Genomic DNA, 13006 nt, shown 5'->3' on the forward strand with positions numbered 1-13006 from the left:
TAAAACAAAAAAGTCTTCTGGGAAGCAGAAGACTTTTCAGCGACATTTGTCCGTCTTCTTATCTTCCAAGCAGGCTGCTTGCTGGATTTAGCACCTTGGTCATGAATATTCATTCACCGGTTGCTGAGGCTTCATCGGGCCAGTCCCTCTGCCTCTCTTGATAAGAACAGCTATTTAGTTTCTATTGATTACTTTTACTCAATTTACCGAAAATCGGGGGAATAATCAACAGTAAATTAAGAATTTATCGAAAATTTATAAATTGAACATCAATCGGCAGGTCGGCTTCCCTCACCATCGCGATGATTTGCTGAAGGTCGTCTTTATTTTTTCCGGTTACGCGGACTTGATCGTCCTGCACTTGCGATTTAACTTTCAGACCCGATTTTTTTATAAGGTTATTGATTTTTTTTGCGTTTTCTTTGTCGATGCCTTGAACTAATTTTCCGCGCTGTCTGACCGTGCCGCCTGAAGCGTTCTCAAGCTTTGAGTATTCGATGTTTTTCGTCGGGACGTTCCGCTTGATCAGTTTGCCGACAAGTACGTCTTTCAACTGGTTCATTTTAAATTCGTCGTCTGATACGAGAACGAGTTCGTCTCCTTCGAGTGTGATGCTGCTTTTTGACCCTTTGAAATCATAGCGTGTGCCGATTTCCTTGAGAGCGGTCTGGATTGCGTTTTGAACTTCAGGCAGTTCAACCTTTGAGACGATATCAAATGAGCTTTCTTTCGCCATGTGAAAAAACCTCCATCCATTTTACTTATGAGTCAATTATAGTAGAATAAGGTGAAACTTCCAATATCGAGCGGTTTTGCCTGGCCGCGATCTGGCAATAATTTGAACATTGGAGGAATAATAAGAAAAAGAAAAACAGGCGGATAAGAAAGGAAGAAGCAGTATGAAACCTGGACAGCAGCTAACATTGAAAATAGATCATAAAGCAGATTACGGTTACTTTTTGACGGACGGCGAAACGGCGGTCCTTCTGCATCAGAGCGAGATCACCGAGGATATTGACGGGAGAGAAGAGGTCGATGTTTTTTTATATGTCGATCACGAAGATCGCCTTGCGGCTACGATGAGAAAGCCGATCATCAGCGCTGAACAATACGGCTGGGTGGAAGTCGTTGATGCCGTCAGCGGCATGGGCGTTTTCGTCGATGTCGGGCTCTCGAAGGACGCCCTCGTTGCGACAGAGCATCTCCCGCCGTATGAATCAGTATGGCCGCAAAAAGGAGACAGGCTGTACTGTATGCTGAAAATTACGGGGCACGGAAGGATGTTTGCCAAGCCGGCGCCGGAGGACAAGATCAGCGAACTGTTTACTGAAGCTTCACCCGGCCTGATGAATAAAGAGCTCACCGGGACGATCTACCGCTTGATCGCATCAGGCTCTTTTATGATTTCCGAAGCCGGCATCAGAGGCTTCATCCATTCTTCTGAGCGAAAGGAAGAGCCGAGGCTCGGCGAAAAGCTGACTGCAAGGGTGATCAAAGTAAAAGAAGACGGTTCTGTAAATCTGTCGCTTCTGCCGAGAAAGCAGGATGCCTTGTCGGTTGATGCGGAACAAATCCTGACTTATATGAGATCGAGAAACGGCGCGATGCCATTCTGGGATAAAAGCGATCCAGAGGATATCAGAGAGCGCTTCAACATGAGCAAAGCAGCATTTAAAAGGGCGCTCGGCCATCTGATGAAACAGGATAAAATCTATCAGGAAGAGGGTTGGACGTACGAGAAAAAATAATCTTGAGGCGGCGTTCCGATCGGGACGCCGCCGGTTTCTTACAGGTGATGAGGCTTCTTTGATTCCTGGTGTTTACCGGCTTGTCTGTTCTTTTCGGCGAGCCGGTTTTTCTGCTGGTTGACGGCGTTATTGTCAACCGGCTTTTTATCATCATCTTTCATGAGGAAGCACCTCCCGTCAAAATGTCGCTCTTAGCTTGCTCACTGCCGGCGAAACTATGTACTCTCCCAATTGCGATGTTTTTTGCCGGGGAGTTTATGCCACCTTGTTCCGTCAGCATACACATATCATAAGACCCAAAAAAGGAGACTTGGTATGAAACATTGCTGCTCAGTTTACATTCATCGCGTTTCGGCAGGAGGGGTCGTCAACTTCGGCGGTGCGTACAAAATTTGTCCGATCACAATGGAAAAAGTGGTCGAGGGATCTGGAGGCCCGGATGTCGCGACAGCTGCTGCCGGCCTTCTTGATGGAGCGCTTGCGCCGGCCGTTGAGGAAGGGACAGTCACCGAAGACAGCTGACGCTGAGGCCTGCTTTTATAAAGCAGGCCTCTGTTTTATCTTATCTTTTGTCTTTCCCCGGAAAAAAGACCGCCAATGTTCCGGGTCCGGCGTGGGCGCCGACCGCTGAACCGATCATGTTGACGACGATCTCCTCCGGCTGGAATTCGGCTTCGATCATCCGTTTGACTTCTTCGGCCGTCCCTTCGTCATCTCCGTGGCTGATGCCGACCGTCTGTCCGCTCAAATCGACGCTTCTTTCCTTCATTAATTCGATCATCCGTCTGAGCAGCTTCTTTTTGCCCCGGATTTTTTCAAGGGGGACAAGCTTGCCGTCTTCAACATGCAAAAGCGGTTTAATATTCAACAGCCCGCCGACAAATGCCGATGCTTTGCTGATTCTTCCGCCTCTTGCCAAATAAGTCAAGTCATCAACGGTAAAAATATGTTCAAGATGTTCGCAAAAGTCCTTTACAGACGACTCGATTTCTTGTATTGTATTGCCGTTAGTTGCGAGTTTGAGGGCGTGCTTGACAGCAAGCCCATAGCCTAATGAAGCGCATTTTGAGTCGATGATCCGCAGGTCGAAATCAGGGAACTCCTCCTTGACTTCGTTTGCCGCCATCACAGCCGTCTGGTATGTTCCGGACAGCTCTGAGGAAAAGGCGATATAGAGAGCGGGTTTATTTTCGTTGGCCAGCTCGCTGAATGCGTTCTTGAACAGCATCAGAGACGGCTGGGACGTTTTCGGCGCTTTGCCTTCGCGCATCGCTTCATAAACGTCCAGAGGCTGAATCGTCAGAAGATCATCGTATTCTTTTTCATCAAGCAGCACCCTTAACGGAATAAATGAGATGCGATGTTCATCATAAAAAGATTTCGGCAAATCTGCCGCGCTGTCTGCTAAAAGGTGAACGTTCATTTGAACCCCTTCTTTCTAAAAAATGGTTGAAAAGGACACTAAGCTGTCCTTCGGCATACTTCGTTTTTTAGGTCAACTATATCATATATTTTTACATTGACGTTTTCAAAATATTGTTTTAAGGGTAAACCAAATATATACGAAAGTAGCGGAGGAACTAAATATGGTCATAGCGGAAGCAAAAAAATTGTTCATTGTCATCATCGGCGCCTTGTTAAATGCCATCGGATTGAATCTGTTTCTGATTCCCGCCGATGTTTACGCCAGCGGCTTTACGGGGGTGGCGCAGCTTTTATCGAGCGCGCTTGACCAGTACAGCCCGATTTATTTTTCAACGGGGACGCTATTGTTTATTTTAAACATTCCCGTCGGGATTCTAGGGTGGCTCAAGGTCGGGCGCTCATTTACGGTCTACAGCATTTTGAGCGTGGCCTTGACGACGGTCTTTTTGGGGATGCTCCCTGAGGCGAGCCTGTCAAACGACATTTTGCTGAATGCCGTGTTCGGCGGGGTGATCGCCGCGGTCGGGATCGGCCTGACCCTTAAATACGGGGCTTCAACGGGCGGTTTGGATATTATTGCGATGATCCTGGCAAAGTGGAAAGACAAACCGGTCGGCACCTATTTCTTTATTTTAAACGGTGCGATTATTTTAACAGCAGGATTATTGAACGGATGGGAGAAAGCATTATATACGCTCGTTACACTATATGTGACAACCAGGGTGATTGATGCCATCCACACCCGCCACGCCAAGCTCACCGTTATGATTGTCACAAAGAAAGCGGAGGAGATCAAAGAAGCCATTTACGGGAGGATGGTCCGCGGAATTACAACCGTTCCGGCGAAAGGCGCCTTTACGAATGAACAGAAAGAAATGATGATCATTGTCATCACAAGGTATGAATTGTACGACTTGGAAAAAATCATTAATGAAGTTGATCCAAAAGCTTTCACAAACGTCGTACAGACAACACAGGTTTTAGGGTTTTTCCGCAAAGATTAATGAAAGGGTGAATGAATGCGGCTGATTTCCATGATTGTGATGCTGCTGTTTGTCAGTGGATGCGGGCAAAACGGGGATCAAGTCCCCGATAAGGAGGTATCAGGGGAAGTGGATAACGGGAGTGTGACATTGACGGTTGAACCCGTCCAGAAGCAGGGAGAAATCGAATTTCGGATGTCGGTTGTAAACCATACGGATGATGCGGCAGAGTTTGAATTCAGCAGCGGACAGAAATTTGAGCTGATCGTCAGCGACAAAGAAGGGAATGAAAGATACCGCTACTCGAAAGGAAAAATGTTTACACAGGCTTTCCAGACGATGACGCTCAATCCGAAAGAGTCCTACGATTTTACTGATGTATGGAAAGAGGTGCCTGAACCCGGCACATACGAAGTAAACGTGACATTTTTGGGGAGATCGGAACAGTTTGCAACTTTGAGGGCCGGCAAAACGTTTGAAGTGAAATAACCATCAAAAAAGGCATCCCGGGAAAGGATGCCTCTTTTGTATTCTGTCAGGAAGGATCGGCGGCTGAATGAACACCGCCACGGTCACAGGATGTGACCGTTAATATTGATCCCCATTGAAAATAGAATTTTTAACGATGACATAGTCTACGTTGCGGATCGCATCGAGCTTGTTTCCTCCCGCATAAGAAATGGACGACTGCAGATCCTGTTCCATTTCTGTCAGCGTATCCATGATCGCGCCTTTATGCTCCACGTACATTTTTTTGCCTTCGACATTTTTCTTTTCGCCTTTTTGATACTCAGAAGCTGAACCAAAATATTCTTTGTAGAGCTTGCCGTCTTTTTCGATCGTTGCTCCAGGCGATTCTTCGTGTCCGGCAAACAGCGAACCGATCATGACCATTGTCGCCCCGAATCTGACCGATTTGGCGATGTCTCCGTGGGTGCGGATGCCGCCGTCAGCAATGATCGGCTTGCTTGCCGCTTTTGCGCACCAGCGCAGCGCAGCCAGCTGCCATCCGCCCGTTCCAAAACCGGTTTTGATTTTTGTAATGCAGACTTTTCCGGGACCGATGCCGACTTTTGTAGCGTCGGCTCCGGCGTTTTCAAGCTCTCTAACAGCTTCAGGCGTTCCGACATTTCCTGCGATCACAAAGCTGTCCGGAAGATGTTTTTTAATGTGCTGAATCATATTGATGACGGCGTTTGAGTGACCGTGGGCGATATCGATCGTGATGTACTCGGGTGTGAGATTCTCTCTCGTCAGCTCTTCGATAAACGCGTATTCTTCATCTTTGACTCCGACGCTGATTGAAGAAAACAAACCGCGTGCCTTCATGTCTTTAATAAAATCGATCCGTGTTTCCGGCTCAAAGCGGTGCATCACATAAAAGTAACCGTTTTCCGCTAATGAAACAGCCAGCTTTTCATCTATAATGGTCTGCATATTGGCCGGCACGACAGGCAGTTTAAATGTCCTTCCGCCAAACTGCACGGATGTATCACATTCAGAACGGCTCTTGACGATGCACTTTGCAGGAATTAGTTGAATATCTTCGTAATCAAATACATTTTCCAATATAAAAACCCCCAAAAAACGAATATTTATTAATAAGTTATTTAAAATGTTCGCCTTTTATAATGTACTTCCTTTTGTTCCCGATGTCAAATTTTTATGCTTTGAGAGCGGAAAAATAAAAAAGGAGCCGTGCCGATGGCACAGACTCCTCTCCGGCTGTCAAAAGCCGGTGCGGTATTATGATAGTTGATCTAGCTGCTCCTGAAGATTGTGAAGCTGTCGCCGTTCGGCATCAGTTGAATTGGCATACGCCGAGGAAAGGGCGTTTTTAGCTCTTGCAACGGCTTTCGCCTTTTCGCCTGAATCCGCCGAAGCTTCAGCTTCATGTACGGCTGCTTTGGCCATTTGAAACAGTTCGTTTCTCATTTACAGCCCTCCGCATTCCGTCGGGCCGCTCTTCTGTTCAGCCTCTTCTAATGTGGAGCGGTAAGGGAACCTGGCGGCATGCTGTTTAAGCGAGTCTTTGCCTTGCTGAATAAACCGTTTTGATTTGCTGCGTTTACCCATCTTGAATTCCCCCTTAACACAAGTGACGGTCCGGTGCGGCCGTCTTCTCATAGTATGGCCGTTTTGAAAAGCCGTTTATGAATGGCAAATTATAAAATTATAAAGCGAAGTAATCCTTTAAAAAGACTGCGATTCCGTCTTCCTCATTCGATTTCGTGACCTTGTTTGCAACGCTTTTTACCCCTTCGATGCCGTTGCCCATCGCTACTCCGCAGCCTGCGAACTCAAGCATTTCAAGGTCGTTGTCTTCATCGCCGAAGGCAATGACCCGCTCAGGCGGGATTCCGTAGTAGTCCGTGATTTTCTCTAAGCCGACCGCTTTATTGATGCCGCTTTTAATCAGTTCGATTACATGCCACGGGGCCGCCCATCTTCTATGGTCGACCATCTCCGCGTGTACGTCTGACAGATAGGAGCGGATCGCCGGAACATCCTCTTCTTTTGCGTGAATCAATACGCTTGTCACATCCTGGCCGAGGTTTGTTCTTAAATCTCCGACTGTAATATTCGGGCTGCCCATCGTAAAGACATCAATCAGCTTTTCGTCATGATAATGAAAATAAACATCATCGACAATTTCAGCAAGGATATTATGTACGTTGTACGTTTCGCTGACTTCAATGATCTGTTTGACCACCTCGAGATCAAGAGATGTATGGAAGCGTCCCCAGCTTTCATCTTTAGGGTGATGGACAAACGCGCCGTTGAAATTGACGATCGGCGTATCGAGCTGGAGCTGATCATAATACATGGAGCTTGCTCTGAACGGTCTTCCCGTAGAAATGCACACGTAATGTCCATCTTCCCGCAGCTTGCGGATGACTTCGCTGGAGCTTTCCGAGATGGTCTTGTCGTCTTTTAATAATGTACCGTCTAAGTCCAATGCAATTAAATATGGTTTTGTCTCCATAAATGCTCCTTTAATGTGAATTTGAAAGTTCTGACTTACCTATAGTGTATCTTTTTACCTTCTTTATTGTCTACATGTTAAACTTATGATGATGGACATCCTAAAAGGAGGAAGAAACAGTCGTGATCATAATCGAAAAGCAGCATATTTCAAACATTCCTCTTTTGCATATTGTAAAAGAGGAGAAAAAAGAGAAAGCTCTTCCTCTTGTTTTCTTCATACATGGTTTTACAAGCGCAAAAGAGCATAACCTTCACTTCGCATACCTGCTTGCCGAAAAAGGAATGCGCGTGATTCTGCCCGAGGCTCTCTATCACGGGGAAAGGAATGAACAGCTCACCCAGGAAGAGCTCGCCCCGAGATTTTGGGAGATCGTCACGAATGAAATCAAAGAGCTGGAAGTGCTGAAAAACCACTTTGAACGGGAAAACATGATTGAAAAGGGCCGCATCGGCGCCGCCGGAACATCGATGGGCGGCATTGTCACGCTCGGCGCTTTGACTCAATACGAATGGATTACAACTACCGTCAGTTTAATGGGCAGTCCCGCCTATGTAGAATTTTTTGATCAGCAGCTCGCATTTATGCGTGAAAAGAAAATTGAACTTCCTATCACAGAAGAACAAATCGATCAGCAGCGCGAAGAACTGAAGCGTTTTGACTTGAGTCTGCAGCCGGACAAATTGAACATGAGGCCGCTTTTATTTTGGCACGGCAAACAGGACGGCACCGTTCCATTTGCTTTAACGCGCCGCTTCTATGAATCGATTATTCCACTGTATGAAGCTCGGCCTGATTTGCTGCATTTTATCGAAGATGAGCGGGCCGGACATAAAGTATCGAGGGAAGGCCTTTTGAAAACAGTCGAATGGTTTGACGCGCACTTGTAAGCACTATCGTTTTAGAAAATGAACGAAGTGCGTTATACTGATGAAAAAAGGAGTGAGGAAGAGTGGATGAAGCATTAAAAGAAAACATCATGGGCGCCCTTGAACAGGTCGTTGACCCTGAATTGGGCGTCGATATCGTCAATCTCGGCCTTGTATACGACGTAGATATGGATGAGAACGGCAAAACAGACGTGACCATGACTTTGACTTCAATGGGCTGTCCGCTGGCGCCGATCATCGTAGATGAAGTCAAAAAAGCGCTCGCAGATATTCCGGAAGTCAAGGAAGTTGACGTTCATATCGTCTGGAATCCGCCTTGGACAAGGGACAAAATGTCGCGATATGCGAAAATCGCACTTGGTATACAATAAACGTTTCCAGAGCCTGTTCAACCGTTGACAGGCTCTTTCTCTCCCATATAAAGGGAATGATCCCGGCAGATGGCCTCTCCCGTTATTAATGAAAAAGAACGCTTTTACAAGCGTTCTTTTTTTATTGCAATAACTGCTGCCGGCACATTCTCCGGTTTGAAAAGCGGGGAACCCGGGAAGGTAAGAACGGAGCACGACCGAGCCGAAGAAAAGGACCGCCGGCGGGAGGAAAGACCAATATGAAAGGTGATTGAAAAAATATTAAATATACAATTGAATTAATTTTTATTCATGTTATAATGTTAAATAATTTCACAAAGACCAAGAAGGTGAACTCGTTTTGAAAATAGGTATTATAGGTGCTACTGGCTATGGAGGGGCAGAAATCATGAGGATTATGAGGACTCACCCTTATGCAGATGAATGCATATTGTATTCATCGAGTGATGAGGGAGCCCGCTATGACGCCGCATACCCGCACCTTGTGAAACTGACAGATCAACACCTGCAACCGATCGAGGTTAAGAGGATTGCGAATGAAATCGATTTTTTATTTATGGCAGCGCCTCCGGGGATATCCAGCCGGCTGACGCCACAGTTTGATGCATATGACATACCCATCATTGATCTGTCCGGCGATCTCAGGATACAGAACCCAAGCGTCTATGAAAAGTGGTATAAAAGGGAAGCCGCGCCTGAACACGTGCTTCAAAAAGCGGTATACGGACTGTCTGAGCTGAATCGGGAAGACATTAAAACGGCGCAGTATATAGCCAATCCAGGATGTTTTCCGACAGCGGTTCTTCTCGGCTTGGCGCCGCTCGTCAAAAGCGGCAGCATCAACGAATCTTTTGTCATCATCGATGCAAAAACAGGGGTATCGGGGGCAGGCAGAAAGCCGTCGATGGGCACTCATTTTTCAGAGGTCAATGACAATTTTAAAATATACAAGGTAAACGAACACCAGCACACGCCTGAAATCGAGCAGACTGTCAAACAGTGGAACTCCGCATTTAAACCGATCACATTCAGCACGCATTTAGTTCCAATGACAAGAGGCATTATGGCGACCATCTACACAGAGCTGAAAGACAGCATGGATGCCGAACAGCTGCAGCTTATTTTTTCTAAATTTTATAAAGATTCATACTTTGTCAGAGTGAGAGAAACGGGTTCGTTCCCTGCCACAAAAGAGGTGTACGGCAGCAATTTTTGCGATATCGGCGTTACCGTCGATGAACGGACGAACAGAGTGACAATCGTGTCAGTGATCGATAACTTGATGAAGGGAGCCGCGGGTCAAGCGGTTCAAAACTTCAACATTATGAACGGCTTGAGCGAAACCGCCGGGCTTGAATTTACGCCAATTTATCCATAAGACGGGAGAGAACAAACTTATGATTCAGGTGAGTCAAGACAGCATAAAAAAAACAGACGGAAGCGTCGCTTCGCCTAAGGGCTATCTTGCAAAAGGGGTCCACTGCGGCCTCCGCTATTCAAAAAAGGATCTTGGGATCATCATCAGCTCAAGACCGGCGGTGAGCGCCGCCGTTTATACCCAAAGCCACTTTCAGGCTGCGCCGATCAAGGTGACGCAGGAAAGCCTCAAAAAAAGCGCGCATCTCCAAGCCGTCATCGTCAACAGCGCCAATGCCAACGCATGCACGGGAGAGCAGGGCTTAAAAGATGCTTATGAAATGCGCCGTCAAAGCGCTGATATGCTCGGGATCGAGCCGGATCTGGTGGCCGTGTCCTCAACCGGCGTCATCGGCGAATACCTCAATATGGAAAACATCACAAAAGGCATCAGCCTTCTCGCCGAGACAGAGCCTGCCGAAGGCGATTTCGAAGAAGCGATCTTAACGACGGACACCGTGATCAAACAAACGTGCTATGAACTGATGATCGGCGGCCAAAAAGTGACGATCGGCGGAGCGGCCAAGGGGTCGGGAATGATCCACCCGAATATGGCGACGATGCTCGGCTTTGTCACAACAGATGCATGCATCGAAGAAAGCGCGCTGCAAAGGGCTTTAAGGGAAATCACGGACGTTTCGTTCAACCAGATAACGGTCGACGGCGATACATCGACGAACGATATGGTGCTCGTCATGGCGAACGGATGCGCCGGAAATGAGCGCCTCCATGAAGAACACGAAGATTGGCCGGTTTTCAAAAAAGGCCTGCAGCTTGTCTGCACAGACCTCGCCAAACAAATCGCAAGAGACGGGGAAGGGGCGACAAAGCTGATCGAGGTTGAAGTGAACGGCGCGAAAAGCAATCTTGAAGCGCAAATCATCGCCAAAAAAATCGTCGGCTCAAACCTTGTAAAAACCGCGGTTTACGGAACGGATGCGAACTGGGGCAGAATCGTTGTCGCAATCGGGGACAGCATGGCTGCTGTGACACCGGAGAAGGTGGAAATCCGCCTGGGCGGCCAATGCCTATTTAAAAACAACGAACCCCAGCCGTTTTCGGAAGAGCTGGCCAAAACATATTTAGAAAACAGCGAAGTGAAAATCGAGGTTTTCATGCAGGAAGGTGAAGGAAAGGGTACGGCTTGGGGCTGCGATTTAACTTATGAATACGTCAAAATCAATGCGAGCTATCGTACGTAAAAAAGGGGATCACAATGGGTAAAACAATCGTTTTTAAATGCGGCGGAAGCGTCATCCGCGAACTCTCGGACGAATTTTTTCAAAACCTGAAAGATCTGACTGAAAGCGGCTGGAAAATCGCGCTCGTGCACGGGGGCGGACCCGATATTACAAAGATGCTGAAGAAGCTCAATATTCGAACCGAATTCGTCAACGGACAGCGCAAGACGACAAAAGCGGTTCTTGAAGTCGCTGAAATGGTCCTGTCCGGTTCGATCAACAAATTTTTCGTTGCTGAGCTGACAAAGCACGGGCTTCCGGCTGTCGGCGTATCGGGAAAAGACGGGGGACTGCTCCTTGCAGACTATTTAAATGAAAAGGAATACGGTCAAGTCGGGCGCATTAAAAAAGTAAACGGCCAAATGGCCGAAGCGCTCATGGAAAAAGGATTTATTCCGGTTATCGCACCCCTCTCGATGACGGATGGCTGTGAGACCTTGAATGTGAACGCCGATTTGGCGGCGTCGGCTGTTGCGGCAGCCTTGCGCGCTGACAAATTGATGTTTGTGACAGATGTCAAAGGAATTATGAAAAACGAAGAAATGCTGAAAGAGCTGACGCCCGAAGACATCGAAAGCCTGATTGCTGAAGGCGTGATCTCGGGAGGCATGATACCAAAAGTGCATTCCGCAAAAGAGGCTCTTACAGATGAAGTGGAAGAAGTAATGATCGTAAGCGGGAAAGGATCTTTCCTGACGAAAGACGATTTCATCGGCACGAAAATCATCAAACAAAAGGAGGCCGTATCGTGAGTCACTTATTTCAAACGTACAGCCGCTGGAATATCAATATTAAAAAAGCGAAAGGCACGATCGTCCAGGATGAGAAGGGGAACGCCTATCTCGATTTCGTCCAGGGAATCGCGGTCTGCAATCTCGGGCATTGCCCCGATTCAGTAACGGCTGCTCTCAAAAAACAGCTTGACGATGTCTGGCATGTTTCCAATTTGTTTCAAAATGAGCTTCAAGAAAAGGTTGCACAGCTCCTTGCCAAAAACAGTGCAGGCGATCTCGTCTTCTTTTGCAACAGCGGGGCGGAAGCGAATGAAGGGGCGGTGAAGCTTGCGCGAAAACATACGAAAAAAACAAAAATCGTAACCTTTCAGCAATCGTTCCACGGGCGCACGTATGCGGGAATGGCTGCAACCGGACAGGAAAAGATCAAGCACGGATTCGGACCGATGCTTGAAGGATTCCATTACCTCCCTTACAACGAGCCGAAAGCATTTGCCGAATTGCAGGACGAAAAAGATATCGCGGCGGTCATGCTGGAGCCGATTCAAGGCGAAGGCGGCGTCATCCCGGCGAGCAGAGAATTTCTGCAGAGCGTTCAAGACTTTTGCCGAGATAAGCAGGCTCTCCTTATCATTGATGAAGTTCAAACCGGAATCGGCCGCACCGGTAAAGCATTCGGATATGAACACGAAGGGCTGTCACCCGATATCGTCACCGTTGCGAAAGGGCTGGGCAGCGGTTTTCCGGTCGGAGCGGTCATCGGCAAAAAAGAGCTCTCAGAAGCGTTTTCGCCGGGCTCCCACGGCACGACATTCGGAGGGAACATGCTTGCGATGGCTGCGGCAAATGCCACGTTGGAGACCATTTTTGACAGAAGCTTTCTTGAAGAAGTGAGCGCCAAAGGAGCATTTTTGCATCAACAGCTGAAAGATAAGCTCCAATTTCCGCTTGTGAAAGATATCCGCGGGAAAGGGCTGATCGCCGGAATCGAGTGCAAAGAACCCGTGCAGCCGCTGATCGAAGCGCTTCAAAAAGAAGGCCTGCTCGTTCTTCCTGCGGGTCCGAACGTCATCAGGCTTCTGCCGCCGTTGACGGTTGCGAAAAGCGAAATCAAAGCGGCCGTGGAGAAGCTGAAAGATGTCATGGCAAATCATTCTGCTGTAAAGCAGTAATTTTTTTTGAAATGAAAGTATAAAAATTCATGAATATCAC

Annotated in this window: 16 protein-coding genes, 1 pseudogene and 1 riboswitch; of the genes and pseudogenes, 10 read left to right on the forward strand and 7 right to left on the reverse strand. The window is 47.5% G+C overall.

From position 1 onward, the window contains the following. Positions 1 to 55: 55 nt before the first annotated feature. Positions 56 to 167: riboswitch (SAM riboswitch) on the reverse strand. A gap of 77 nt (positions 168 to 244) precedes the next feature. After that, positions 245 to 736, reverse strand: a complete 492-nt coding sequence (locus H7F26_RS12500; protein WP_003180528.1) for a YajQ family cyclic di-GMP-binding protein — start codon at positions 734 to 736, stop codon at positions 245 to 247. Between the two features lie 143 nt (positions 737 to 879). Between H7F26_RS12500 and H7F26_RS12505 the strand changes: the two are divergent. After that, positions 880 to 1748 (forward strand): annotated as a pseudogene (locus H7F26_RS12505) (S1 RNA-binding domain-containing protein). A gap of 38 nt (positions 1749 to 1786) precedes the next feature. Here H7F26_RS12505 and H7F26_RS12510 read toward each other — a convergent pair. Next, positions 1787 to 1909: a hypothetical protein gene (locus tag H7F26_RS12510; protein ID WP_003180532.1), complete on the reverse strand. Its 123-nt coding sequence runs from the start codon at positions 1907 to 1909 to the stop codon at positions 1787 to 1789. A gap of 154 nt (positions 1910 to 2063) precedes the next feature. Here H7F26_RS12510 and H7F26_RS12515 point away from each other — a divergent pair, with 154 nt between their 5' ends. Beyond that, positions 2064 to 2270: a spore germination protein gene (locus H7F26_RS12515; protein ID WP_003180535.1), complete on the forward strand. Its 207-nt coding sequence runs from the start codon at positions 2064 to 2066 to the stop codon at positions 2268 to 2270. A 40-nt stretch (positions 2271 to 2310) separates the two neighbouring features. Here the strand turns inward: H7F26_RS12515 and H7F26_RS12520 are convergent, their stop codons facing one another. Continuing rightward, on the reverse strand, positions 2311 to 3171 hold the full coding sequence (locus H7F26_RS12520; protein ID WP_003180537.1) for a DegV family protein: 861 nt from the start codon (positions 3169 to 3171) through the stop codon (positions 2311 to 2313). Positions 3172 to 3334: 163 nt separating this feature from the next. Between H7F26_RS12520 and H7F26_RS12525 the strand changes: the two genes are divergently transcribed. After that, on the forward strand, positions 3335 to 4177 hold the full coding sequence (locus tag H7F26_RS12525; protein WP_003180539.1) for a YitT family protein: 843 nt from the start codon (positions 3335 to 3337) through the stop codon (positions 4175 to 4177). A gap of 15 nt (positions 4178 to 4192) precedes the next feature. Further along, positions 4193 to 4645 carry a BsuPI-related putative proteinase inhibitor gene (locus H7F26_RS12530; protein ID WP_003180542.1) on the forward strand — a complete coding sequence of 151 codons (453 nt, stop codon included), beginning with the start codon at positions 4193 to 4195 and terminating at the stop codon, positions 4643 to 4645. 99 nt (positions 4646 to 4744) lie between these two features. Here H7F26_RS12530 and guaC read toward each other — a convergent pair whose 3' ends face one another. From guaC to H7F26_RS12550, 4 genes are all read right to left on the reverse strand, one after another. Next, on the reverse strand, positions 4745 to 5725 hold the full coding sequence (gene guaC / locus H7F26_RS12535; protein WP_003180544.1) for a GMP reductase: 981 nt from the start codon (positions 5723 to 5725) through the stop codon (positions 4745 to 4747). Between the two features lie 177 nt (positions 5726 to 5902). Then, a complete protein-coding gene (locus tag H7F26_RS12540) occupies positions 5903 to 6091 on the reverse strand; it encodes a DUF3813 domain-containing protein (protein WP_003180546.1) in 189 nt (62 codons plus the stop codon). Beyond that, positions 6092 to 6232 carry a hypothetical protein gene (locus tag H7F26_RS12545; protein ID WP_003180548.1) on the reverse strand — a complete coding sequence of 47 codons (141 nt, stop codon included), beginning with the start codon at positions 6230 to 6232 and terminating at the stop codon, positions 6092 to 6094. 97 nt (positions 6233 to 6329) lie between these two features. After that, positions 6330 to 7142, reverse strand: coding sequence for a Cof-type HAD-IIB family hydrolase (locus tag H7F26_RS12550; RefSeq protein WP_003180550.1), 813 nt, complete (start codon positions 7140 to 7142; stop codon positions 6330 to 6332). A gap of 122 nt (positions 7143 to 7264) precedes the next feature. Here H7F26_RS12550 and H7F26_RS12555 point away from each other — a divergent pair, with 122 nt between their 5' ends. The 6 genes from H7F26_RS12555 (at position 7265) to H7F26_RS12580 (ending at position 12966) form a co-directional block, all read left to right on the forward strand. Continuing rightward, positions 7265 to 8032 (forward strand): prolyl oligopeptidase family serine peptidase, encoded by a 768-nt coding sequence (locus H7F26_RS12555; protein WP_017474225.1) that lies wholly within the window; start codon positions 7265 to 7267, stop codon positions 8030 to 8032. Between the two features lie 62 nt (positions 8033 to 8094). Then, entirely contained in the window at positions 8095 to 8403 is a 309-nt protein-coding gene (locus H7F26_RS12560) for a metal-sulfur cluster assembly factor (RefSeq protein WP_003180552.1), read from the forward strand. 340 nt (positions 8404 to 8743) lie between these two features. Then, positions 8744 to 9781, forward strand: a complete 1038-nt coding sequence (gene argC, locus H7F26_RS12565; protein WP_009328857.1) for an N-acetyl-gamma-glutamyl-phosphate reductase — start codon at positions 8744 to 8746, stop codon at positions 9779 to 9781. Positions 9782 to 9800: 19 nt separating this feature from the next. Beyond that, entirely contained in the window at positions 9801 to 11021 is a 1221-nt protein-coding gene (gene argJ / locus H7F26_RS12570; RefSeq protein ID WP_011197757.1) for a bifunctional ornithine acetyltransferase/N-acetylglutamate synthase, read from the forward strand. A gap of 14 nt (positions 11022 to 11035) precedes the next feature. Beyond that, complete coding sequence (gene argB / locus H7F26_RS12575; RefSeq protein WP_003180560.1) at positions 11036 to 11812, forward strand: acetylglutamate kinase; 777 nt, start codon at positions 11036 to 11038, stop codon at positions 11810 to 11812. Next, positions 11809 to 12966: an acetylornithine transaminase gene (locus H7F26_RS12580; protein WP_003180562.1), complete on the forward strand. Its 1158-nt coding sequence runs from the start codon at positions 11809 to 11811 to the stop codon at positions 12964 to 12966. The genes argB and H7F26_RS12580 overlap by 4 nt, the downstream gene beginning before the upstream one ends. Positions 12967 to 13006 lie beyond the last annotated feature (40 nt).

It is taken from the genome of Bacillus sp. PAMC28748 (genome assembly GCF_014250415.1).
Taxonomy (GTDB): Bacteria; Bacillota; Bacilli; order Bacillales; family Bacillaceae; genus Bacillus; species Bacillus licheniformis.

Coding starts and splice junctions, on each gene's coding strand:
- H7F26_RS12540 (WP_003180546.1), bottom strand. CDS start 6,091: ATGAGAAACGAACTGTTTCAAATGGCCAAAGCAGCCGTACATGAAGCT.
- H7F26_RS12500 (WP_003180528.1), bottom strand. CDS start 736: ATGGCGAAAGAAAGCTCATTTGATATCGTCTCAAAGGTTGAACTGCCT.
- H7F26_RS12520 (WP_003180537.1), bottom strand. CDS start 3,171: ATGAACGTTCACCTTTTAGCAGACAGCGCGGCAGATTTGCCGAAATCT.
- H7F26_RS12525 (WP_003180539.1), top strand. CDS start 3,335: ATGGTCATAGCGGAAGCAAAAAAATTGTTCATTGTCATCATCGGCGCC.
- argJ (WP_011197757.1), top strand. CDS start 9,801: ATGATTCAGGTGAGTCAAGACAGCATAAAAAAAACAGACGGAAGCGTC.
- H7F26_RS12515 (WP_003180535.1), top strand. CDS start 2,064: ATGAAACATTGCTGCTCAGTTTACATTCATCGCGTTTCGGCAGGAGGG.
- argB (WP_003180560.1), top strand. CDS start 11,036: ATGGGTAAAACAATCGTTTTTAAATGCGGCGGAAGCGTCATCCGCGAA.
- H7F26_RS12545 (WP_003180548.1), bottom strand. CDS start 6,232: ATGGGTAAACGCAGCAAATCAAAACGGTTTATTCAGCAAGGCAAAGAC.
- H7F26_RS12510 (WP_003180532.1), bottom strand. CDS start 1,909: ATGAAAGATGATGATAAAAAGCCGGTTGACAATAACGCCGTCAACCAG.
- H7F26_RS12550 (WP_003180550.1), bottom strand. CDS start 7,142: ATGGAGACAAAACCATATTTAATTGCATTGGACTTAGACGGTACATTA.
- H7F26_RS12530 (WP_003180542.1), top strand. CDS start 4,193: ATGCGGCTGATTTCCATGATTGTGATGCTGCTGTTTGTCAGTGGATGC.